We start from the raw sequence: 21,306 nt of genomic DNA, 5'->3' as shown, positions 1-21,306 counted from the left end.
AATGAATTGTAAGGTAAACCTGCAGGTGAAATTCCTGCCATGTTATAGCTGCTTAAATAAGTTTGAAACCCTGTTTTGGACAGAAATATTTGATGTGTTTCTGCTTTTATTTTGCTTTCCAGTGTCTCTGCGGAGGACGGAAACTTAGGAAATCTGCTTTTTAAGGGTTATAGTTTTTAAGAAAGGATGAGGACTCTCCTGGTTAGAGTTCGTATCAGCATATGACATCAGTAGTAGTAGTTGGAACCCAGTGGGGAGATGAAGGCAAGGGGAAAATCACGGATTTTCTGTCAGCAGATGCCGAGGTGATTGCGCGCTATCAAGGCGGTGATAATGCCGGCCATACCATCGTTATTGATGGTAAAAAATTTAAGCTACACTTGATTCCGTCAGGCATTTTCTTCCCGGAAAAAATTTCGGTTATCGGCAATGGTGTGGTGGTCAATCCTAAATCTTTGGTTGAGGAGCTGGCTTATTTGCACAAAGAAGGCATTACGACAGACAGTCTGCGTATTTCTGACCGTGCTCATATTATTCTGCCTTATCATATTAAACTTGATCAGCTGCAAGAAACTGCCAAGGGCGACAACAAGATTGGAACGACCAATAAGGGAATCGGTCCTGCTTATATGGATAAAGCAGCGCGTGTCGGTATTCGGATTGCTGATTTGCTGGATAAAGACATTTTTGCAGAGCGTCTGCGGTCTAATTTGGAAGAGAAAAACCGTCTCTTTAGCAAGATGTATGAGTGCGAAGAAATCGCTTTTGAGGATATCTTTGAAGAGTACTATGCCTACGGTCAGGAAATCAAGCAATATGTGACCGATACTTCCGTTATTCTAAATGATGCTTTGGATAAGGGCAAGCGTGTTCTGTTCGAAGGAGCACAGGGTGTTATGCTGGATATTGACCAAGGAACCTATCCTTTTGTAACTTCATCCAATCCTGTTGCGGGCGGTGTGACCATCGGTTCTGGTGTCGGTCCATCTAAAATCAATAAGGTTGTCGGTGTCTGTAAGGCTTATACCAGCCGTGTTGGTGATGGACCTTTCCCAACGGAACTTTTTGATGAGGTGGGAAATCGGATTCGTGAAGTGGGACACGAATATGGCACGACAACAGGGCGTCCGCGCCGTGTCGGCTGGTTTGACTCAGTTGTTATGCGTCACAGCCGCCGTGTATCAGGCATTACTAATCTCAGTCTCAACTGTATCGATGTTCTTTCAGGACTTGACACGGTTAAAATCTGTGTGGCCTACGACCTTGACGGGCAGCGTATTGACCACTATCCAGCCAGCCTTGAGCAGCTCAAGCGCTGCAAACCAATCTATGAGGAATTACCGGGCTGGTCAGAAGATATTACGGGTGTTCGCAGTCTAGAAGATCTTCCTGAAAATGCTCGTAACTATGTTCGCCGTGTCGGCGAGCTTGTCGGTGTCCGCATCTCAACTTTCTCTGTTGGGCCGGACCGCGACCAGACCAATATTTTAGACAGTGTCTGGGCTAATATTTAATATTAATTGTTAAATATCATGTTATAAATGTGAAAAAGCATTGATTTTGTATGAGCATCATAAAAGCTGAAAAAACCATTTAGCTTTTGTGAACCATGCATTTCGGTGCTTTTTATTCTTCAAAAAAAGAAGAATGGGAAAGTTCAGCAGACTTGCAAAAAACAAATCAAAACAACAAATTGAAGAAAAATTTATTTCGGATATTTTTTCTTGATTTAAAATTCAGGAATATATCTATAACTCGTGGTGCTAGCTTAAAAAATATAAAAAAACAATTAATTGTATCAGACTGAAGACAGAGGGTCTCTCTGCCTTTATTGTATTAAGAAAAATAAATTAATCTATTCAATTAATTCTATAAAAATATTAGGCCAAAATCTAATCCAATTTTTCTTTTTTATTCTTTCGTTATAAACTATTTGTCGCTTTTTGTCAGAAGAGTAATGTGGTGTCGGTGAGATTTTAAAGTTAATTAAATCTTCTATTCCATAAGGAGTGAATAATTCTAAATCCTGATTATTATCTAGTCTAGCAGCTATCGCCGTACATTTTTCTGGAAATTTTGAAATGGCATCTTTTGAGCTAGTATATTTTTCAGTATTTGGACTATGGATGTTCATATAGTATTGATTTTTTATTTCCCAATTATATTGAGGATATTGTTTCTTTATTTTATCCTCAATTGCAATAGTTTGTTCATATGATATATTTTCGTCAAAAAAGATTACATCTATATCTGAAAGATTAATACTTGTAGAACTGTTTTTATTACTTAAGTAATCCCAAATGTAATTTCGTATAGTTCCTGCACAAAGCCAACAGTCATTAAGCTGAAAAGAATAAATAATCTCTAGTAGTGCCATTAGTTCTGAGTTCTTTTTAATTATTTTTTCCACATTATACATTTTAAAACCTCATTGATATTATACGAATTTATGGTAGAAAATTCAAATTGAGGCATAATACATTTTTACAATTAAGATTTTTTGGAACAATAGTAAGCGCCCAATAATAAGGTGTATTGAAAAAGTTCGGCACTTTGTCAATTATAGTGGGTGATGAAAAGCTATAGTTCGGAGAGAACCCAGTTAGTTCTCTCTTTTCTACCATTTGTCAAGTCTATCAACGGTTTTGAGAACTATTTTTTAAAGATATAGTAGATGTTTAAAGTCTACTGTATCTTTTTAAGTTGTTTAAATCTAAAAAGTGTACACTAAAACAACACCTTATTTTGTGATTTTTTTGATAAGGTGTTACAATGATATGGCATAAACAATTTTACAGATTTTGGGTTAAAGTGTAATCGTAAAGTTTGTTATGCGTTATGAGGTAATACATTGTTCTGATGAGACGATGTATGGAGGCAATCGTGTGTGGCTTGGTTGAAGTCGTTTGCGATTGTCTTTTTCGTTTCTCATAAAAGTCTGCGATATGGCAAGGATTGGTATGACTGGCTGAAGCGATATTGTGAATGCATTTGAAAAGAATCTTTCTGGCATACGGGTTGCCGCGTTTGGTAATGTGTTCCTGTGCCAAAAAGTTTCCAGATTCATAGTGCCTAAGATCAATGCCGATAAAGGCGTTGATTTGATTGGCAGACTGAAACCGACGAATGTCACCGAGTTCACCAATAATGCTTGTTGCAGTTGTTTCAGCGATACCAGGAATAGAGAGAAGGATCTCATATTCTGGTAAAGGCTTAGCTAGAGTAACCATTTGGTCTAAGACAGCTTTCCTGCGTTCAGAAAGTCTGAGTAATTCTTGTGCATAGTAACGGCTCTCTTCGAACATTGGAGAGGTTTTCTTAACGGCACAATAAGACTGATTGGCTAGTGCTGTCAGCTTCTCTGCTAAGTAAGCGACACGTTTGTCAGAAATCCGTTTTGAAGTGGACTGAAGGATGCTCTCCGAGAGCTCATCTTTGCCTACCTCAAGCACGAAGTCCTTGCAAGGAAACGCAGTAACTAAGTTCCAGTATTGCTCACCGGTTGGTGTTGCCAAGATATTTTCCAACTCTGGGAAAGTGACTTGCAAAACCTTGTGCAGACGATTTTTGGCCCGAACAATGTCCTCAGTCAGATTCTGATAGAAACGGCTGAGATCCCGCAAGTTTTGGTAGACTTCTTCTTGGACATAAGTCGGTTTACGATTCAGCACAAATTGAGATTGAGCCAGTTTTTCAGCGTCAATTTGTTCGGTTTTCCGTACACGCAAGCTATCCAGTTGCTTCTTAGCTTCTAAGGGATTAAGTCGTGTGTAAGCATAGCCATTATCTTCTAGAAAAGTTTGGAGACGGCGAGAGTAGACACCTGTTGCTTCAAAGATGATTTCTGGCTTGTGGACGGTTTTCAAATCGCCAAGTAGCCGAGCAAAGCCAATGGCATCATTGGGCATGGTATAGCCATGAACCTTCTCGCCGTTGACTAGAATAGCCACTTCTGAACTTACCTTACTCACGTCAATCCCAAATACTACTCGCATGCTATTACCTCTTTGTCTTGAATGATTCCTTGTTTTAGTGATGTCATTTTCAATACGCGACGTCTGGCGTCCCACATACTTTGATAACATTCTTCCTAAAACAGGTGTCTTGCCAGTTTTTGTTACGACGTCCAGCGCCTAGAGAGAACACGACTTAACAAGACACCTCTACTTTATCATCTTGAGAATGAAAAGAGTAGTGAGTATTCTCTCCCGTCGGAGATTTCTTCACTACTAATCTTAGTATGTTTTTAATGTTCAAAATTAGAGAAATTCGTTTCTTGAAGTTGGGGAAATTTCTATCACTAAGGTCCTGACGCTTGATATCTTTGATGAGCTTGTTAGTTCCTGGAGTGGTTCAGTTCCAGTGCGTTCGTTATATAGGGCTTGTATGTTTCAAAAGTCTAAAAAATAGTTTAAAATAGGGGGCTGACAAGAGGTTTGCAGTCGTGGATCAACTCAAAAAAGTGTTAGCTATTCTTCTTCTGGAAATGGCACAGTAAAAGCTGATAGAGGTCAATAAAAGATCTGCTATGGGTGAAGTTAAGTTGTCTACCAGAGAATTCGCTTCCTCATAACATAATTGCTTTAAAAAACTATGACAATAATATTCTATATGATGTAATTTATGGTGGAGGAGATTAAGGGGTATTAAGGGATTAATCAAGTTTATGATATAGTATTCTGCTTAGTACTTATATGTATTAGAGTAGGGAACAAATGTCAATTTTTTTATCAGAATAAATTTTATAAGTTTAAAGACCGAGAGCAATTCTTGGTCTTTTTTATTTGAGTGCTTTTAGCTTTCTAGTTTAATTAAATTAAACAGTTATGAAAGATTTGATAATAGGGTAATAAAGTAATAACAATAGGTTTAACAGCGCTTCCACATTAATGGGGAAGTAACTTGGCTTTGTTTTGTAAACGCAAACATTTATAATGAAACATATCAAAGAAAGGGGAATGAAGTGTGAATTACAGACAGATAAGTATTTTACGAGATTTACTGTTAGTCGATGATTTCATTGCCGGCAAAACATTGGCTAATAAATACTCCGTCTCGACAAAAACCATCTACTCAGACCTGTCTTTCTTGAACAAAGAGATAGAAGAGCTGTCTGATAAAATCGAAAAAATTCCTCGGCGCGGCATACGCTTGGCCGTCAACGCCAATGAAAAAAAGCGTTTGGCAGATCTGCTGAATCATTTTCATGCTGAGGAAATGAAAGATATTTCCAGGGAATATCTGCTGCTGAAATCTCTGTTCTTTGATCAAAAGGAGATTGACATTATTGATTGGTCTGTTCAGTATTTTGTCAGTGAAACGTCCGTCAGAAGGAATATTGATAAATTAGAAAATAAATTTGCAGATTATAAGATTCACATGGAGCGCCATAACGGCAGGTACAGGATTGTCGGACAGGAGCAGGAAATAAGAAAGTTTCTGAGGAACTATTTGATAACGGAGTTCCATCTGGGCCTGCATACAGTGACACACAATCCACAGTTTGCTTATTTCTTTCCAAAAGAAGAAATAGAATGTGTTATTTCCATTTTAAATCACTATGCGGCGACCTACCATTTCATTCTGAGTGAGCAGTACAGTATTTATTTAATTGTTGATCTGCTGATTGCAAAGATGCGCTATCTCAATGGCAGTACCATCGTATCAAATGACATGGTCCATTTCATCGAAAATCTTTCTTATTACGAAGTTTACACCTTTGCCGGCGATCTATTCAGAGAATTTGTCGGGCTTAAGGATAAGCCCATGCCGCTCTTAGAGATTATTAATCTGTCTTATACCTTACTGTCCGTTGGCTATGAAACCAACGACTTGATTGTCGGGGACCAGATTAATAATATTATCAAAAATCTGATTGAGCGTGTCAGCCAATTGCTCAGTATTGATTTGAGCGGCGACCGGCATCTTTTTAAGATGCTGATCAGCCATGTGCAGCCCATGATCTTTCGTCTGAAGAACAGAATCATGGTTAACAGTGACATCACTGAAGAAATCAAAAAGAAGTACAGCGTTCTCTACAACATTGTTTGGCTGTCCTGCCGTGAATTGTCAGATGCTTTCTCAATTGATATGACAGACGGGGAGATGGCCTTTTTGACAGTACATTTTGAAATCGCTATTGAAAAGCTGGCCAAACCTTTGATGATTTATGTGGTCTGTCCCCAAGGACTGGCGACAACTGAGTTGATTATGACCTCCTTAGCACATGTGATTTCCAATTTTGATCATCTGCTAAAAATTGATGCCAGTGAACTGACAGCAGACAAAATAAAGCAGGCAGATATGATTATCAGTTCCATCTCACTGTCAGATATAGAGGTTGATGAGTCCAAGGTTATTTTTATCAGCCCGGTTTTGACTGATGCTGATTTGGAGAATTTGCAAAATCGGTATTTACAGCTCCAAGAGGGGAACAGGCGTGTTTTGTCTGTCATTGAAAATAAGGAAGCTTATACGAAAACGCTGGTTCATAAGCTGATTGGAAAGAACGTTTTCTTAAAAATTGACCAAAAGACGGTCAATGGCTGTATTGACTTTCTGGTTGAAAAATCAAGCCTTCAGAATCGCAGAAATCCGTTGTACCGCAAGTCTATACTCATCCGTGAGGACTTAGGAAGCACCAGTGTTTATACCGGAATTGCACTTCCGCATGCCCTGCCGGTTGCTGTGAGTGAATCGCAATTGGTAATTATGACGCTGAAAAAACCTATTCGCTGGGGAAGTAACATGGTTAAGGTGATTATGTTAATTTCGATGTCTCAGGAAGATGAATTTTTTTACAAGGATGCCTTGATCAGCATTTATTCTAAGATTGACAGTTCAGACTACATCGATAAATTGTGGTACTCGCCGACTGTCACTGACTTTATAGAATTATTGTAAAAAAGCCGCTAATAGTAATGGAGGATATTAACATAATGGCTGAAAAAATGAAACTTGAAGATTATATAAGACCAGAACTTATTTTTGTTAATGAAAACTTTAAATCAAGCAAGGATATGTTTGAAACAATTTATAAAAAAGCCTTTGATTTAGGTTATGTTTATGACACATTTCTTGACAAAATCATCGAACGGGAAAAGAATTTTCCGACAGGCCTACAGCTGGAAAAAATGGGTGTTGCTATTCCCCATACAGATGCTGAGTGTATCAAAAAAGAATTTGTCGCTATTGTGACAACCCAGCCGATTTCTTTTGTGAGTATGGAAGATTTCAATCAATCGGTAGCAGCCGAGATAGCCTTTGTTTTAGGTCTGAAAGAGCCTCATGCCCAGCTTGAGATGCTTCAGTCGCTGATGGGCTTATTGCAGAATGCAGCATTACTGACGCAAATACGAAAGGTACATTCTGCAGAGGATCTTATCACTATTGTAAACACAAATAATATTTAAAGGAGACGCATTATGTCAAAAGTTAAAGTATTGGTAGCCTGCGGAGCGGGCATAGCAACTTCTACCGTTGTTATGAAAAAGATTGAAGATTTGTTTGCACGCAATCATATTGATGCCCAAATCACGCAGATTAAAATCGCAGAAGCCGCCTCTAAGCAGGATTCAAACGATTTATTGATTACGACAACCATGCTGCCGACAGAATATAAGATACCTGCTATCAAAGCAATGGCTTTCTTGACAGGAATCGGACAGGATAAGGTTGAGGCTCAGATTTTAGACGAAGTGGCTAAAATACAGGCTGACAAATAATTTGCAGCAGCCAGCTATCATTAAAAAGGAGACGGTTATGGATACATTAACAACTGTTGTTCAAGGCATTTTGAATATGGGATCAAGCGTAGTGCTCCCGATAATCATTTTTACTTTGGCAGTTATCTTTCGAGTTCCGGTGCGCAAGGCCATTACGTCAGGTCTGACTGTAGGTATCGGTATGTTAGGGATCAGTCTGGTATTAGGACTTTTATCCGATAATGTCGGTCCTGCAGCGCAGGCCATGGTTGGGAGATTTGGCTTGGAGCTTACTGTTGTGGATGCCGGCTGGCCGGCAGTCTCAGCAGCAACTTGGGCTCAGCCGATTGCAGCGGTAATGATACCGGTTATTTTAATTGTCAACCTAATCATGCTGGCCTTCAATTGGACAAAAACACTCAATATTGATATTTGGAATTACTGGCATATGAGTGCGGCAGCAGCAACTGGCTATATCGTAACTAAAAGCTTTTTTTGGGGTATTGTCTGTGGGATTGGCTATACCATTATTGTTCAAATCATTGCCGATAAAACAGCTCCTTATGTTCAAGAATATTATGGACTTGAAGGGGTTTCGATATCAACAGGTTCTGCTCAAGGCTATGCCATTCTTGGTATTCCCATTGCCTGGGCTGTCAGCAAGATTCCTGGTATCGGCAAACTTGATGTTAAACCCGAAACCATTCAAAAACGCTTTGGCATCTTTGGTGAACCAATGATTATGGGGATTATTATTGGCGGAGCGCTCGCAATTCTGGGCGGTTATAATGTTACGAAAATCCTTCAAACAGCCATGGCTATGGGTGCGGTTATGTTTATTCTTCCGCGCATGGTTAAGATTCTCATGGAAGGACTGATTCCGATTCAGGAAGCTGCTCAGACCATGCTGCAAAAACGGTATGCTGACCGTGAAATCTTTCTGGGAATGGATGCAGCTCTTGCAACAGGTTCGCCAGCAGCACTGTCAACAGGTCTTTTGATGGTTCCCATTACACTGCTTATTGCTGTTTTGCTGCCGGGTAACCGCGTGCTGCCTTTTGCCGACTTAGCAACAATTCCTTTCTTTGCTGCCTTGGTTGTCCCAACGCGAAAAGGAAATATCCTGCATTCAGTTATTGCTTTGACTGTTGTTATTACTTTTGCTTTGTGGATGGCAACTGACTATGCGCCTGTAATGACGAAAATGGCAGAAGGGGTTGTTAAATTCCCTAAAGGTGCTTCGCAAATTTCCAACTTTGATACTGGCGGAAATCTTCTTAACTGGATTTTCTTAAAACTCTCAGAATTAGTTAAATCAGTATTCTAACAAAAAATCATTATTAGTATGGAGGAAATTTAATGAGTATTCCTAATAAAATGAAAGCTGTTGTTAAATCAGCTCCTGGTTTTGATAACATGTCTCTGGAAGAAATTGATGTTCCAGAAGTTAAGGGGGACCGTGTCTTGATGAAGGTAGCCTACACGGGTATTTGCGGGACAGATATTCATACTTATAAAGGTGAATATAAAAACGCTGTCACTCCTTTGGTGCTGGGGCATGAATTTTCTGGACAGGTCGTGGCTATCGGTGAGGATGTGACAAAGGTAAAAGTGGGTGACCGTGTTACCAGCGAGACAACTTTTGATACCTGTGGCGAATGTACTTATTGCAAAGAGAAAAAATACAATTTGTGTGAAAAACGCTCTGGAATCGGAACGAAAGCTTTTGGCAGCATGGCCAATTATGTTTTGACACGCGAAGAAAGTGTGCATATCCTTCCGGATAATGTCAGCTATAAATTAGCAGCCATGTCAGAACCGCTGGCATCCTGCGTACATGCCATGTATCAGCTGACGCCGCTTGAGTTCCACGATACTATTCTCATCATCGGACCTGGGCCTATGGGGCTTTTGTCCTTACAGATTGCCAAAGAAATCGGTGCTTTTACCATCGTGTCGGGTGTTACTAAGGATGCCGACCGGCTGAAAATCGCCAAAGAGTTAGGTGCCGATATTGTTGTTAATACACAAGAAGAAGACTTGGCTCACATTATAACAGATGTTACCAATGGTGTGGGAGTAGACAAGGTTTATGACTGTTCAGGAGCCATTCCTGCTGTCAATGCGGCGCTTCCTCTGATCCGCAAAGGCGGCGTGCTGCAGCAAGTAGGACTGTTTGCCAAAGATTTAAATGAACTTGATGAACGAACAATCATTCAGCATGAAATCACATATCAAGGCTCACGGTCACAAAATCCATACGACTGGCCGATAGCGATTCATTTGGAAAGCAAGGGTGCTATTAATGAAGAAAAAATGGTAACTGCGGTCTTTGATTTAGAGCACTGGCGGGATGCTTTTGAAGCCATGATGGCTGGTAAGGAGCTGAAAGTTCTCATTGCTTCTAATCCCGGAGAATTAGACTAAGGTCAAAAGGGTCTGGAAATAAAGTTAAAGCTGGCTGATTGCAGTTTAACTTATCCTTAGGTTGTCAGGGCGGGGTGTCCCCTCTTAATCGACTGACTCCAGACTCTTTTTCTAAAGACATATATGTCCAAAAAATCACAAGGAGAAATAAGGATTATGAATTTTGAATCAGATGACTATTTAAAAAAAGTAGATGCTTGGTGGCGTGCAGCCAATTATCTCTCAGCAGCTCAGATGTACTTGAAGGATAATTCTCTGTTAAAAAGAGAATTGGTCCCAAATGATCTTAAAGTCCATCCTATTGGGCACTGGGGTACTGTTCCGGGACAAAATTTTATCTATGCGCATTTAAACCGCGCCATTAACAAGTATGATTTAGACATGTTCTATATTGAAGGGCCGGGACACGGTGGGCAGGTCATGGTGTCTAATTCCTATTTGGACGGCAGTTATACTGAATTAAACCCTGAGATTACCCAAACAGAAGAAGGTTTTACCAAACTTTGCAAAATCTTCTCTTTCCCAGGAGGCATTGCTTCACACGCAGCTCCTGAAACGCCGGGTTCTATCCATGAAGGCGGCGAGTTGGGCTATGCTATGTCACATGCGACGGGTGCAGTGCTAGATAATCCTGATGTTATTGCTGCAACGGTGATTGGTGACGGCGAGGCTGAGACAGGTCCATTAATGGCCGGCTGGCTATCAAATACCTTTATCAATCCTGTTAATGACGGTGCTGTTCTACCAATCTTGTATCTCAATGGCGGGAAAATTCACAATCCGACCATTCTTTCTCGCCGTACAGATGAGGAACTGCAGCAATTCTTCCAAGGCCTGGGCTGGGATCCAATTTTTGTTGAAGTGAAGGAGATAACTCTTGAATCGCATCGCGTTATGGCTGAAAAACTGGATGAAGCTGTTGAAAAAATTAAGGCTATTCAGGCTAAAGCCCGCAAAAATCCGGCAGAGAAAGCAGCGATGCCAGCATGGCCGGTACTGGTTGCCCGTATTCCTAAAGGCTGGACAGGTCCGAAAGAGTGGGAAGGTACACCTATCGAAGGCGGTTTTCGTGCCCACCAAGTCCCTATTCCGGTCGATGCCCATCATATGGAACATGTCGATGCTCTCTTGAAATGGCTGAAATCTTACCGGCCTGAAGAGCTGTTTGATGAAACAGGTCGCTTAGTACCCGAAATTGCAGCTATTTCACCAAAAGGTGACCGGCGGATGTCAACCAACCCAATCACCAATGCAGGTATCCTTAAACCAATGAACACTGCTGACTGGAAGAAATTTGCTATAGATACCACAAAACCGGGTGCTGTGTTTGCTCAGGACATGATAGAATTTGGGAAGTACGCGGCTGATTTAGTGGAAGCAAATCCTAACAATTTCCGTATCTTTGGTCCTGACGAATCCAAATCCAATCGTCTCAATGAAGTGTTTAAAAGGACCAACCGTCAGTGGCTGGCCCGCCGAGATGAAAGTTATGATGAGTGGCTTAGCCCTGCTGGGCGCGTGATTGATTCACAGCTGTCAGAACATCAGGCAGAAGGCTTTTTGGAAGGCTATGTTTTAACAGGACGCCATGGTTTCTTTGCTTCCTATGAATCCTTCCTGCGTGTGGTTGATACAATGATTACCCAGCATTTTAAATGGCTGCGTAAATCCAAAACTCACACTGCTTGGCGCAAAAACTACCCACCCTTAAATTTAATTTCAACCTCAACTGTTTTTCAGCAGGATCACAATGGCTATACCCATCAAGATCCGGGTATCTTAACGCACTTGTCTGAAAAGACACCGGAATTTATCCGTGAATATCTGCCGGCAGATACCAATTCCTTGCTGGCAGTCATGGACAAGGTCTTGAAATCAGAAGATAAAATTAATTTGATTGTGACTTCTAAGCATCCTCGTCCGCAGTTTTATTCTGTTCAAGAGGCTGAGGAATTGGTGGAAAAAGGCTATAAGGTGATTGACTGGGCTTCCACCGATAAGGGTCAGGAACCCGATGTGGTCTTTGCAGCAGCAGGAACAGAACCAAATCTAGAGGCTTTGGCAGCTATCAGCATTCTGTACAAAGAATTTCCAGAGCTGAAAATTCGCTTTGTCAATGTTGTTGATATCTTGAAACTTCGCCAACCTAGCGTGGATTCCAGAGGTCTGAGCGATGAGGAATTCAATGCTGTCTTTACAAAAGATAAACCTGTTATTTTCGCTTTCCATGCCTATGAAGGCATGATTAGGGATATCTTTTTCCCTCGGCACAATCATAATCTTCACGTTCACGGCTACCGCGAAAACGGAGATATCACCACGCCGTTTGATATGCGGGTTCTGTCCGAACTGGACCGTTTCCACTTAGCTCAGGATGCTGCACGGGCTTGCTTAGGAGATGAGGCAGCTGATTTCGCCCAAGTTATGGATGAGAAAATTTCTTATCACAGGCAGTATATCCGAGAGCATGGCGATGATCTTCCGGAAGTTAATCAGTGGCGGTGGGAAAACTTAAACTGACTGCAGTTGCTGCGATTGCCTGCACAACTCCGTATTCTTAAAGGAATGCGGAGTTTTTTGCTGTGATTTTAGTTCATTGATTCTACGGTGCGAAACAATGGATCGCGGCCTCACACTATAAAAGTTTAAGGCCGGGACACTGCTGTCCCGGTTTTTTATTAGTTAAACATTCGTATAGTAAGGCAGCATATAGCTTTTCAGGTCAAGGCCTGGGGAATGTCTTTGTTCATTTTATAAAAGCTTTCAGCCCAATTTTGAACACTTGCATGTGTGATTATTGGTCTTGTTGTTAGCGTTTTCAGCAATTATAATAAAGCTATAAAACGTAATAAACTTTTAGAAAAGAGGAAAAACAATGAACATTCTTTTAGATGTCCTTAACTGGTTCTCGCAAAATATTTTGCAAAAACCGGCCTTCTTCGTTGGTTTGCTGGTACTGCTCGGCTACCTGCTGCTGAAGAAGCCTTTACATGATGTTTTTGCAGGATTTGTCAAAGCGACAGTTGGCTATATGATTTTGGATGTAGCCGCTGCGGGTTTAGTGACTACCTTTCGTCCCATCTTGGCAGCTCTTAACTACAAGTTTAATATCGGTGCGGCGGTTATTGATCCCTACTTTGGACTGACGGCAGCAAATGAAAAAATTGCTCAGGAATTTCCTCAATTTATCGGTACGGCAACATCAGCCCTGCTGATTGGCTTTTTCTTTAATATTCTTCTTGTTGCCCTTCGCAAAGTAACCAAGATTCGCACTCTGTTCATCACAGGACACATCATGGTTCAGCAGGCTGCAACAGTTACCTTGATGGTCATTCTCTTGATTCCGGCCTTCCGCGATCAATTTTGGGGAACTTTAGCCGTAGGAATTATCTGCGGTCTTTACTGGGCTGTCAGCTCCAACCTTACGGTTGAACCAACTCAGCGTCTGACAGGCGGCGGTGGTTTTGCAATCGGTCATCAGCAGCAATTTGCCATCTGGTTTGCTGATAAATTTGCACCAAAACTCGGCAAAAAAGAAGAAAATCTGGATAATTTAAAGCTCCCTGCTTTTCTTAACATTTTCCACGATACAGTCGTTGCTTCGGCAACCCTGATGTTAGTCTTCTTTGGTGCTATTCTTGCGGTTTTGGGCCCAGACATCATGGCCAATCCTAAGGTCATCACTACAGGAACCCTCTTTGATCCGACGAAACAGTCTTACTTCATGTACGTCATTCAAACAGCCTTCACCTTCTCTGTTTACCTCTTCATTTTGATGCAGGGCGTCCGTATGTTCGTTGGTGAGCTGACCAACGCCTTCCAAGGGATTTCCAACAAACTTCTGCCTGGCTCATTTCCAGCGGTTGACGTGGCAGCATCATACGGCTTTGGCTCTCCAAGTGCAGTGCTCTTTGGTTTTGCAACTGGTCTTATCGGACAGCTGATTACCATTGTCCTTCTCATTGTCTTTAAAAATCCAGTCTTGATTATTACAGGATTCGTTCCGGTCTTCTTTGATAATGCGGCAATTGCGGTTTACGCAGATAAGCGCGGCGGCTGGAAGGCGGCTGTGGTTCTTTCCTTCATATCAGGTGTCCTTCAGGTTGTCTTAGGTGCTGTAGCAGTTGCCCTTCTAGGTCTTGCTAACTTTGGCGGTTACCACGGTAATATTGACTTTGAAATCCCATGGGTACCATTTGCTTATCTCTTCAAATATGCAGGTCCTATCGGTTACGCCCTTGTGGCTGCCTTCCTGCTCGCTATTCCGCAAATTCAGTTTGCTAGAGCAAAAGACAAAGACGCTTACTACCGCGGAGATGTTCAAGGACAATAGTGCCTTAATCACAGTTTACATGGAATAATAACATTATTATAATCAGCAATATTTTACAGGAGGAATTATCATGGTTAAAGTTCTTACAGCATGCGGCAATGGCATGGGATCATCTATGGTTATTAAAATGAAAGTTGAAAATGCTCTTCGTCAGCTAGGCGTGACTGATATTGAGTCAGCTTCCTGCTCAGTCGGCGAAGCTAAAGGCTTAGCTGCAAATTATGACATTATTGTGGCTTCAAACCACTTGATTCATGAATTGGACGGACGGACAAACGGCCATCTGGTAGGCCTTGACAATTTAATGGACGATAACGAAATTAAAACAAAATTACAGGAAATTTTGTAATTATCTAATGTAGGAAGAGGGTGGGACAAAAATCGGTAAATCGTGATTTTATCACGATTTTGATTTTATCGTCCCACCTCCGCATAGTTGATTAGGTTGGCCGCTATCACTTGCGTAGCAAGGGATAAGGACCGCCAATCAACCATTGCGTTAATCTAGTAAATCTAGAACAATACAAAGAGGCACTTTTTGTCCCACTCTCTTCCACTTTAAAAACGATAAAGAATTTTGCTAAGAGAGGTTTTTTGATGAACTTAACAAAATCATTTAAGGAAAATAATTCCATTCGACTGGGGCTGTCAGCAAAAACTTGGGAAGAAGCCGTGAAATTATCTGTTCAGCCCTTGATTGATAGCGGTGCAGTTACAGAAAAATATTATGACAATATTATTGCTTCTACGAAAGAGCATGGCCCTTACTATGTTCTCATGCCAGGGATGGCTATGCCTCATGCAATGGCTGGTGAAGGAGTCAATCGCGATGCTTTTTCGCTCATTACTTTGACAGAGCCAGTTACATTTTCAGATGGGAAAGAAGTATCGGTGCTGCTGTGTCTGGCTGCTACCAGTCCCGCTATTCATACATCTGTAGCTATTCCACAGATTATCGCTCTCTTTGAATTGGAAAATTCGATCCAGCGTTTATTGGACTGCAAAACACCTGAGGAAGTACTAGCTATGGTTGATGAGTCAAAAAGCAGTCCCTATCTTGAAGGTATGGATTTAGATTCTTAAGCTGGCCTTTTTCTAGCCCTATTTTCAGCTATTTACAGCAAGCAGCAATTGAACAGCAAGCCTGATAAACGGTCTGGCAGTAGGCTTCATGCATTCTGTGAAGTGGGTTTAGCTGTACTTTTTAATCATCTTTGTATCTTTAATGAAAGGAAGATAGACATGACAAAACAATTACCAAATCTACAAGTAGCCCTTGACCATTCCGATCTGCAGGGGGCTGTTAGAGCAGCTGTTTCGGTAGGAAATGAAGTTGACGTTATTGAAGCAGGTACTGTTTGTCTGCTGCAAGTCGGCAGCGAATTGGTCGAGGTCCTTCGCAGCCTTTTCCCAGATAAAATTATTGTGGCAGACACGAAATGTGCTGATGCTGGGGGGACGGTTGCTAAGAACAATGCGAGCCGTGGCGCTGACTGGATGACCTGCATCTGCTGTGCTACGATTCCAACCATGGCGGCAGCCCGCAAGGCTATCGAAGAAGTCCGCGGAGAGCGCGGTGAAATTCAGATTGAACTCTACGGTGACTGGACTTACGAACAAGCACAGCAGTGGTTGGATGCCGGTATTTCACAAGCCATCTACCATCAATCACGTGATGCCCTTCTCGCGGGGGAGACGTGGGGTGAAAAAGACCTTAACAAGGTTAGAAAATTGATTGAGATGGGCTTTCGTGTGTCTGTAACAGGCGGGCTCAGTGTTGAGACGTTAAAACTCTTTGAAGGAGTGGACGTTTTTACCTTTATTGCTGGCCGCGGTATCACAGAAGCTGCTGATCCAGCTGCAGCAGCGCGTGCATTTAAAGACGAAATTAGACGCATTTGGGGGTAGGCTATGACTCGTCCAATTGGTATCTATGAAAAGGCAACACCCAAACATTTTACATGGTTAGAACGTCTCAACTTTGCCAAAGAAATGGGCTTTGATTTTGTGGAATTATCTATTGATGAGAGCGATGAGCGTTTGGCGCGTTTGGAGTGGTCTAAGGCAGAACGTTTGGAACTGGTCAAGGCTATTTTTGAGACAGGTGTGCGCATTCCGACCATCACCTTTAGTGGGCATCGTCGTTACCCGCTGGGCTCCAATGATTCTGTGAAAGAGGCCAGGGCGCTGGACATGATGGAAAAATGCATTGAATTTGCGCAGGATATCGGTGTCCGCAACATCCAGCTGGCTGGCTATGACGTTTATTATGAAGAAAAATCACCGGAAACACGTGCCCGTTTTATTAAAAATTTACGCCAGGCCTGTACTTGGGCTGAGGAGGCGCAGGTGATTTTATCGGTTGAGATTATGGATGATCCTTTTATCAATTCTATTGAGAAATACTTGGCTATTGAAAAAGAAATTGACTCCCCTTATCTCTTTGTCTATCCAGATACGGGAAATATTTCCGCTTGGGGGAATGACCTCTGGAGTGAATTTTATATTGGACACAAGTCGATTGCAGCGCTGCATTTAAAAGACACTTATGCGGTGACAGAAAAGTGTCGCGGCCAATTTCGTGATGTTCCCTTTGGTCAAGGTTGTGTGGATTGGGAAGCCATGTTTGGTGTTCTCAAGAAAACGCATTATAATGGGCCATTCTTAATTGAAATGTGGTCCGAAAATTGTCAAACAGTAGAAGAAACAAGGGCTGCTATCAAAGAAGCGCAAGATTTCCTCTACCCTTTAATTGAGAAAGCGGGGTTAAACTAAAAATGGCAAAATCATTAGCAGAAATGCGCAGGCGTGTCTGTGATGCCAATAAATCACTGCCAGCACATGGACTCGTCAAATTTACTTGGGGCAATGTTTCAGAGGTTGACCGTGAAGCAGGACTCATTGTCATCAAGCCTTCTGGTGTTGACTACGATAAATTGACACCTGAAAATATGGTGGTAACTGATCTTGATGGAAATATTGTTGAAGGCAATCTCAATCCATCGTCTGATTTACCAACCCATGTTGAGCTATATAAGGCTTGGCCAGAAATTGGCGGTATTGTTCATACGCACTCAACAGAGGCTGTTGGCTGGGCACAAGCTGGTCGAGATATTCCTTTCTATGGAACAACACACGCAGACTATTTCTATGGACCGGTACCTTGCGCACGTTCATTGACAGCTGATGAAGTCAATTCAGCTTACGAAAAAGAAACTGGTACAGTGATTATCGAAGAATTTACCAACCGTGGCCTTGATCCAGTAGCTGTGCCAGGCATTGTGGTTCGCAATCACGGTCCATTCACGTGGGGTAAAGATCCAGCGCAGGCTGTTTACCATGCGGTTGTGCTTGAAGAAGTAGCGAAAATGAACCGCTTCACAGAACAAATCAATCCGCGTGTAGAACCAGCTCCACAATACATTTTGGATAAACACTATCTTCGTAAACATGGTCCAAATGCTTACTATGGACAAAAAGGCGATGCCCATTAAGAAAAAAACGGATCTCGTCTCAGATTGAAGGCAAACTTTTCAAGGTTTGTCTTTTTACTTTCAAAAAAAGATTTGTTTATACAAGTTATAATTACCTTATATAGTTCGTTAGTTTTTTATAAAACTGTGAATAGCATTAAAAAAATATAATTTACCAGAAAATTTGTGTATTTCTTTCGCTTTATTACCATCTGTGTTAAAATTCTGGAATATTATTGCCTATGTCATTTCAAAATGTTAGAATGGCAGCAATATTTAGAAAAGGAGAAGTTTTATGAACACCTTAACTTTAGACTCAATGGCATTTGATCATTTTGAAACAGTAGGAGAAGATTATCTTGCAGATATTGATGGATCAGGTTTTGTTGGAGCAATTGCTGGTGGAGTTTTAGGAGCTGGAACAGGGTTCACAGCTGGTTTCAAGCCAGCTCAATTTTTGTGGAGAGTTCCAGTTGCAGGACCTTATCTAGCTCTTGGGACTCTCGGCTTGACGACAGTAGCAGGTGTTTATATTGGTGCTAGAGAAGGATGGGGAGATGGAGGCTTCTGGTAATTAACAGCTTCTAGTTATCTATTGAATCATTTCTATATATTGGAAATCAATTGTATATTTCAATTGGTACTACACTTATTAAAGTAGGTGTAGAGTTAACTTTAATAATTTCAACAGTATTTTTCTTTTGGAATACGAATGTTAGTCTATTCTAAGTATAAGGTATGTTATTGAATTTATTAAAAATATCAACACAAATTTAGAAAGGGTGATGTTGGTTTATGCACATAATTCAGTCAATTTTAGTGTTGCTTGCTCTTTGTTTATTAGCACTTATTTCTTATCGTAGTAAAAACATTATTATTTCATTTATATGTGTCATCATTTTGCTTGCTTTATTTGCTTATTATCTTTTGCATTAGTGAAAGCAAAAGTATTTTCAAATTTAAACTTAATCAGTTAATGACCTGTGGTGCTAGTTTAGTAGCCTAGTTCTAAAAGATGAAACGATCATACAATTTATTAATTTTACTCTTAATCAATAAAGGTTCAAATTATTGGTTATATGATGGCTTTATAAAAGGTCTCAGTTATGATAAATACGGAATTTAGATTTGAAAAATGTTGGGAGTTTAATAGGAAAATTTCGGTACAAACTTATAATAATTTGTCTGCTGTATGTAGTCAGTATGAGCATTTTAGTGTTTATTCTAAAATAGTTGCCAAGTAAAAGAATAGAACTGATTACTTTCCTCATAAGATTGGTGGCAAGTTTAATTATTATTGCGGTATATGGTAAGTATTTCTTACAAATGTTAAGATAGTTAAAATTCCATAAGTAAAGGTAGATTCTGGTTAATAAGAAATTTTTATGAACACAGTAACTTTAAACTCAATGGCCTTTGATCATTTTGAAACAGCAGGGGAAGAGTATCTCGCTGGAGTTGAAGGTGAAGGAATTGGTGGAGCCGTTTTAGGCGGATTCTGCGGTGCAGTTGGAGGTTTCGGAGGTGGAGCTATAGCTGGTGGAACGTTAGGACTGAAGGCAGGCTCAATTGTTGGCTCCTTGGCAGGTCCGGAGGTAGTTCCTATTGCTTCTCTTGCTGGATTAGCTATAGGTGCAACCTTTGGTGGAGTATGTGGAGCCATTGGCGGGGGATTCACCGGAGCTGTTACTGGTTATGAGAAACTTTCATTTTAGTTACAGTAATTTTATTTCTCATGATTGAAGGGAAAATTTTATGTTTTCAAAGAAATCTATAATTGTTAGTTATACTTATATGTTGGCTATACCTACTTGTCTTATACTATATGCCATCTTTCCAAGTATAAGAGATTTTGTTTCTACTATATATTTAATAGGAACGATGTTGGTTTTCGTTTTTTGCTGGAAGGATTTCTTCAAACTGATGCAACTGATAAAAGATTATTGGAAAAATAAAAAGGGGTGATTCCATGTTCTTACATAAAGTTTTTAGATAGTTTACCTTTTATGTTAATGAATTTCAATCATATTTCTCTTTAAATATAATATGATAGACAATATTTTAGAATGCTAAAATAGCAACAATATTTTAAAAAAAGAAGTTTATGAACACCTTAACTTTAAACTCAATGGCATTCGAGAATTTTGATGAAGTAGATATGAATCATCTTGCTAGTATTGAGGGAGGATTCGATATAAAAGGGGTTGCTGGTTCTTATCTTGCCATGGGAACTGCCATTCTCGGGGGACTATCGTGTACTACTCCTGTTGGTGCTGCGTTCTATCTAGGTGCTGAAGTCTGTGCAGGTGCTGCAGCCGTTTACTATGGCGCTAATTAATAATTGGGATGGGATACATTAATATGATAATAAAAGATGAAAAAACACGAAGGCTAATGACTTTGCTTTCTTGGCTTTTGCTTGCTACAAGTCTTGCCTTGATCGAATGGTCAAATTCAAAAATCATAGCAACAATAATATTTATTCTTATTACAGCCATGGCTCTTTTCAGCTTTTTTTCTATAAAGAAAGCCGAAGAAAAAAATAATGAGAGAGATCAAAAAGCAAATGATTCAATCGCTAATACACGGGAGAATCAAACACGAAAGATAATTTATTTGCTTTCTTGGTTTGTACTTGCGACAGTCACTGCTGTCATTATATGGCGCTATTCAAAAATTATAGCAGCCTTGGTATTTATTCTTATTACAGCCATGGCTCTTTTCAGCTTTTTTTCTATAAAGAAAGCCGAAATGAAAAATAATAAAGATTAATAAATTAATAGTTATCAGAAGTTTTACACTTGCTTTTCGCTTTATTCCCATCAACGTTAAAAATCAGAAATATTATTGCACCTGTCATTTTAAAGTGCTAAAATGACAGCAATATTTAGAAAAGAAGAAGTTTTATGAATGCAGTCACTTTAAACTCCATGGCATTTGATCATTTTGAAACAGTAGTAGAAGATTACCTTGCTGGAGTTGAAGGCGAAGGACTGGGTGCTGCAATTGATCTAGGCATTACTGAAGGAATTGCCGGAGTTGCTACAGGGTTTAGTGCGAAAAGTAAAGGTCTGTTAATTCCTGGCCTTGGTGAGCTGACGACTACTGGTGGCATGATTATTGGCGGAACTGTTGGCTTTATCCACGGGTTACCAGAGGATGGAATATGTGATAAATGGAGTAGGTGATATAATGAAGTTTGGCGATAATATTATTTTGGTTTTTACGCTGGCTCTAGTGATTTCCTCGACCCATCGGTTATCAGCTCTTCCAGCAGCAGTCATAGTGTCAGATATATCTGCACTGCAATTGTGATTCTTATGCAGATTTTATTGTTAGCTTATATTGGTATTTCCTATTTAAAAAACAA

21 protein-coding genes are annotated in these 21,306 nt (G+C 40.4%); 19 read left to right on the top strand and 2 right to left on the bottom strand.

Going from position 1 to position 21,306, the window contains the following annotated elements; translation table 11 throughout:
• Positions 1 to 221: 221 nt before the first annotated feature.
• Positions 222 to 1,514 (top strand): adenylosuccinate synthase, encoded by a 1,293-nt coding sequence (locus tag SRA_RS08250; protein ID WP_003089746.1) that lies wholly within the window; start codon positions 222 to 224, stop codon positions 1,512 to 1,514.
• A 341-nt stretch (positions 1,515 to 1,855) separates the two neighbouring features.
• Here the strand turns inward: SRA_RS08250 and SRA_RS08245 are convergent, their stop codons facing one another.
• Positions 1,856 to 2,419: a nucleotidyltransferase family protein gene (locus tag SRA_RS08245; protein ID WP_003089745.1), complete on the bottom strand. Its 564-nt coding sequence runs from the start codon at positions 2,417 to 2,419 to the stop codon at positions 1,856 to 1,858.
• Positions 2,420 to 2,792: 373 nt separating this feature from the next.
• A complete protein-coding gene (locus tag SRA_RS08240) occupies positions 2,793 to 3,995 on the bottom strand; it encodes an IS110 family RNA-guided transposase (RefSeq protein ID WP_003089743.1) in 1,203 nt (400 codons plus the stop codon).
• A gap of 970 nt (positions 3,996 to 4,965) precedes the next feature.
• Between SRA_RS08240 and SRA_RS08235 the strand changes: the two genes are divergently transcribed.
• From SRA_RS08235 to SRA_RS08150, 18 genes are all read left to right on the top strand, one after another.
• Positions 4,966 to 6,903, top strand: a complete 1,938-nt coding sequence (locus SRA_RS08235) for a BglG family transcription antiterminator (RefSeq protein ID WP_003089741.1) — start codon at positions 4,966 to 4,968, stop codon at positions 6,901 to 6,903.
• Between the two features lie 35 nt (positions 6,904 to 6,938).
• Positions 6,939 to 7,412 (top strand): PTS sugar transporter subunit IIA, encoded by a 474-nt coding sequence (locus tag SRA_RS08230; protein WP_003089740.1) that lies wholly within the window; start codon positions 6,939 to 6,941, stop codon positions 7,410 to 7,412.
• Positions 7,413 to 7,424: 12 nt separating this feature from the next.
• The gene (locus tag SRA_RS08225; RefSeq protein ID WP_003089737.1) at positions 7,425 to 7,724 is read left to right on the top strand and encodes a PTS sugar transporter subunit IIB; all 300 of its coding nucleotides are present in this window, start codon (positions 7,425 to 7,427) and stop codon (positions 7,722 to 7,724) included.
• 37 nt (positions 7,725 to 7,761) lie between these two features.
• On the top strand, positions 7,762 to 9,030 hold the full coding sequence (locus SRA_RS08220; RefSeq protein WP_003089735.1) for a PTS galactitol transporter subunit IIC: 1,269 nt from the start codon (positions 7,762 to 7,764) through the stop codon (positions 9,028 to 9,030).
• Positions 9,031 to 9,062: 32 nt separating this feature from the next.
• Positions 9,063 to 10,130, top strand: a complete 1,068-nt coding sequence (locus SRA_RS08215) for a zinc-binding dehydrogenase (protein ID WP_003089733.1) — start codon at positions 9,063 to 9,065, stop codon at positions 10,128 to 10,130.
• A gap of 156 nt (positions 10,131 to 10,286) precedes the next feature.
• On the top strand, positions 10,287 to 12,650 hold the full coding sequence (locus tag SRA_RS08210) for a phosphoketolase family protein (RefSeq protein WP_003089731.1): 2,364 nt from the start codon (positions 10,287 to 10,289) through the stop codon (positions 12,648 to 12,650).
• Positions 12,651 to 13,005: 355 nt separating this feature from the next.
• Positions 13,006 to 14,463 carry a PTS ascorbate transporter subunit IIC gene (ulaA, locus tag SRA_RS08205; protein WP_003089730.1) on the top strand — a complete coding sequence of 486 codons (1,458 nt, stop codon included), beginning with the start codon at positions 13,006 to 13,008 and terminating at the stop codon, positions 14,461 to 14,463.
• 70 nt (positions 14,464 to 14,533) lie between these two features.
• Positions 14,534 to 14,812: a PTS sugar transporter subunit IIB gene (locus SRA_RS08200; RefSeq protein WP_003089725.1), complete on the top strand. Its 279-nt coding sequence runs from the start codon at positions 14,534 to 14,536 to the stop codon at positions 14,810 to 14,812.
• A 248-nt stretch (positions 14,813 to 15,060) separates the two neighbouring features.
• Complete coding sequence (locus SRA_RS08195) at positions 15,061 to 15,546, top strand: PTS sugar transporter subunit IIA (RefSeq protein WP_003089723.1); 486 nt, start codon at positions 15,061 to 15,063, stop codon at positions 15,544 to 15,546.
• A gap of 159 nt (positions 15,547 to 15,705) precedes the next feature.
• On the top strand, positions 15,706 to 16,371 hold the full coding sequence (locus tag SRA_RS08190; protein WP_003089721.1) for a 3-keto-L-gulonate-6-phosphate decarboxylase UlaD: 666 nt from the start codon (positions 15,706 to 15,708) through the stop codon (positions 16,369 to 16,371).
• A 3-nt stretch (positions 16,372 to 16,374) separates the two neighbouring features.
• Positions 16,375 to 17,238 (top strand): L-ribulose-5-phosphate 3-epimerase, encoded by an 864-nt coding sequence (locus tag SRA_RS08185; RefSeq protein WP_003089720.1) that lies wholly within the window; start codon positions 16,375 to 16,377, stop codon positions 17,236 to 17,238.
• Between the two features lie 2 nt (positions 17,239 to 17,240).
• Positions 17,241 to 17,957, top strand: a complete 717-nt coding sequence (locus tag SRA_RS08180) for an L-ribulose-5-phosphate 4-epimerase (protein WP_003089719.1) — start codon at positions 17,241 to 17,243, stop codon at positions 17,955 to 17,957.
• Positions 17,958 to 18,231: 274 nt separating this feature from the next.
• The gene (locus tag SRA_RS08175) at positions 18,232 to 18,510 is read left to right on the top strand and encodes a hypothetical protein (protein WP_003089717.1); all 279 of its coding nucleotides are present in this window, start codon (positions 18,232 to 18,234) and stop codon (positions 18,508 to 18,510) included.
• A gap of 811 nt (positions 18,511 to 19,321) precedes the next feature.
• Positions 19,322 to 19,651, top strand: coding sequence for a hypothetical protein (locus SRA_RS08170; protein ID WP_003089716.1), 330 nt, complete (start codon positions 19,322 to 19,324; stop codon positions 19,649 to 19,651).
• 40 nt (positions 19,652 to 19,691) lie between these two features.
• On the top strand, positions 19,692 to 19,901 hold the full coding sequence (locus SRA_RS08165) for a hypothetical protein (RefSeq protein ID WP_003089714.1): 210 nt from the start codon (positions 19,692 to 19,694) through the stop codon (positions 19,899 to 19,901).
• Between the two features lie 163 nt (positions 19,902 to 20,064).
• Complete coding sequence (locus SRA_RS08160; protein ID WP_027975134.1) at positions 20,065 to 20,274, top strand: Blp family class II bacteriocin; 210 nt, start codon at positions 20,065 to 20,067, stop codon at positions 20,272 to 20,274.
• A gap of 23 nt (positions 20,275 to 20,297) precedes the next feature.
• Positions 20,298 to 20,708 (top strand): hypothetical protein, encoded by a 411-nt coding sequence (locus tag SRA_RS08155; RefSeq protein WP_003089710.1) that lies wholly within the window; start codon positions 20,298 to 20,300, stop codon positions 20,706 to 20,708.
• 134 nt (positions 20,709 to 20,842) lie between these two features.
• Positions 20,843 to 21,124, top strand: a complete 282-nt coding sequence (locus SRA_RS08150; protein ID WP_003089709.1) for a hypothetical protein — start codon at positions 20,843 to 20,845, stop codon at positions 21,122 to 21,124.
• The last annotated feature ends 182 nt before the right edge of the window (positions 21,125 to 21,306 follow it).

Source organism: Streptococcus ratti FA-1 = DSM 20564 (assembly GCF_000286075.1).
GTDB lineage: Bacteria > Bacillota > Bacilli > Lactobacillales > Streptococcaceae > Streptococcus > Streptococcus ratti.
This window is presented reverse-complemented; position numbering and strand designations above follow the sequence as displayed.

What these genes read in the sequence shown, in the direction of transcription:
- SRA_RS08250 (WP_003089746.1), top strand. Translation starts at nt 222, where the DNA reads ATGACATCAGTAGTAGTAGTTGGAACCCAGTGGGGAGATGAAGGCAAG.
- SRA_RS08245 (WP_003089745.1), bottom strand. Translation starts at nt 2,419, where the DNA reads ATGTATAATGTGGAAAAAATAATTAAAAAGAACTCAGAACTAATGGCA.
- SRA_RS08240 (WP_003089743.1), bottom strand. Translation starts at nt 3,995, where the DNA reads ATGCGAGTAGTATTTGGGATTGACGTGAGTAAGGTAAGTTCAGAAGTG.
- SRA_RS08230 (WP_003089740.1), top strand. Translation starts at nt 6,939, where the DNA reads ATGGCTGAAAAAATGAAACTTGAAGATTATATAAGACCAGAACTTATT.
- SRA_RS08225 (WP_003089737.1), top strand. Translation starts at nt 7,425, where the DNA reads ATGTCAAAAGTTAAAGTATTGGTAGCCTGCGGAGCGGGCATAGCAACT.
- SRA_RS08220 (WP_003089735.1), top strand. Translation starts at nt 7,762, where the DNA reads ATGGATACATTAACAACTGTTGTTCAAGGCATTTTGAATATGGGATCA.
- SRA_RS08215 (WP_003089733.1), top strand. Translation starts at nt 9,063, where the DNA reads ATGAGTATTCCTAATAAAATGAAAGCTGTTGTTAAATCAGCTCCTGGT.
- SRA_RS08210 (WP_003089731.1), top strand. Translation starts at nt 10,287, where the DNA reads ATGAATTTTGAATCAGATGACTATTTAAAAAAAGTAGATGCTTGGTGG.
- ulaA (WP_003089730.1), top strand. Translation starts at nt 13,006, where the DNA reads ATGAACATTCTTTTAGATGTCCTTAACTGGTTCTCGCAAAATATTTTG.
- SRA_RS08200 (WP_003089725.1), top strand. Translation starts at nt 14,534, where the DNA reads ATGGTTAAAGTTCTTACAGCATGCGGCAATGGCATGGGATCATCTATG.
- SRA_RS08195 (WP_003089723.1), top strand. Translation starts at nt 15,061, where the DNA reads ATGAACTTAACAAAATCATTTAAGGAAAATAATTCCATTCGACTGGGG.
- SRA_RS08190 (WP_003089721.1), top strand. Translation starts at nt 15,706, where the DNA reads ATGACAAAACAATTACCAAATCTACAAGTAGCCCTTGACCATTCCGAT.
- SRA_RS08185 (WP_003089720.1), top strand. Translation starts at nt 16,375, where the DNA reads ATGACTCGTCCAATTGGTATCTATGAAAAGGCAACACCCAAACATTTT.
- SRA_RS08180 (WP_003089719.1), top strand. Translation starts at nt 17,241, where the DNA reads ATGGCAAAATCATTAGCAGAAATGCGCAGGCGTGTCTGTGATGCCAAT.
- SRA_RS08175 (WP_003089717.1), top strand. Translation starts at nt 18,232, where the DNA reads ATGAACACCTTAACTTTAGACTCAATGGCATTTGATCATTTTGAAACA.
- SRA_RS08170 (WP_003089716.1), top strand. Translation starts at nt 19,322, where the DNA reads ATGAACACAGTAACTTTAAACTCAATGGCCTTTGATCATTTTGAAACA.
- SRA_RS08165 (WP_003089714.1), top strand. Translation starts at nt 19,692, where the DNA reads ATGTTTTCAAAGAAATCTATAATTGTTAGTTATACTTATATGTTGGCT.
- SRA_RS08160 (WP_027975134.1), top strand. Translation starts at nt 20,065, where the DNA reads ATGGCATTCGAGAATTTTGATGAAGTAGATATGAATCATCTTGCTAGT.
- SRA_RS08155 (WP_003089710.1), top strand. Translation starts at nt 20,298, where the DNA reads ATGATAATAAAAGATGAAAAAACACGAAGGCTAATGACTTTGCTTTCT.
- SRA_RS08150 (WP_003089709.1), top strand. Translation starts at nt 20,843, where the DNA reads ATGAATGCAGTCACTTTAAACTCCATGGCATTTGATCATTTTGAAACA.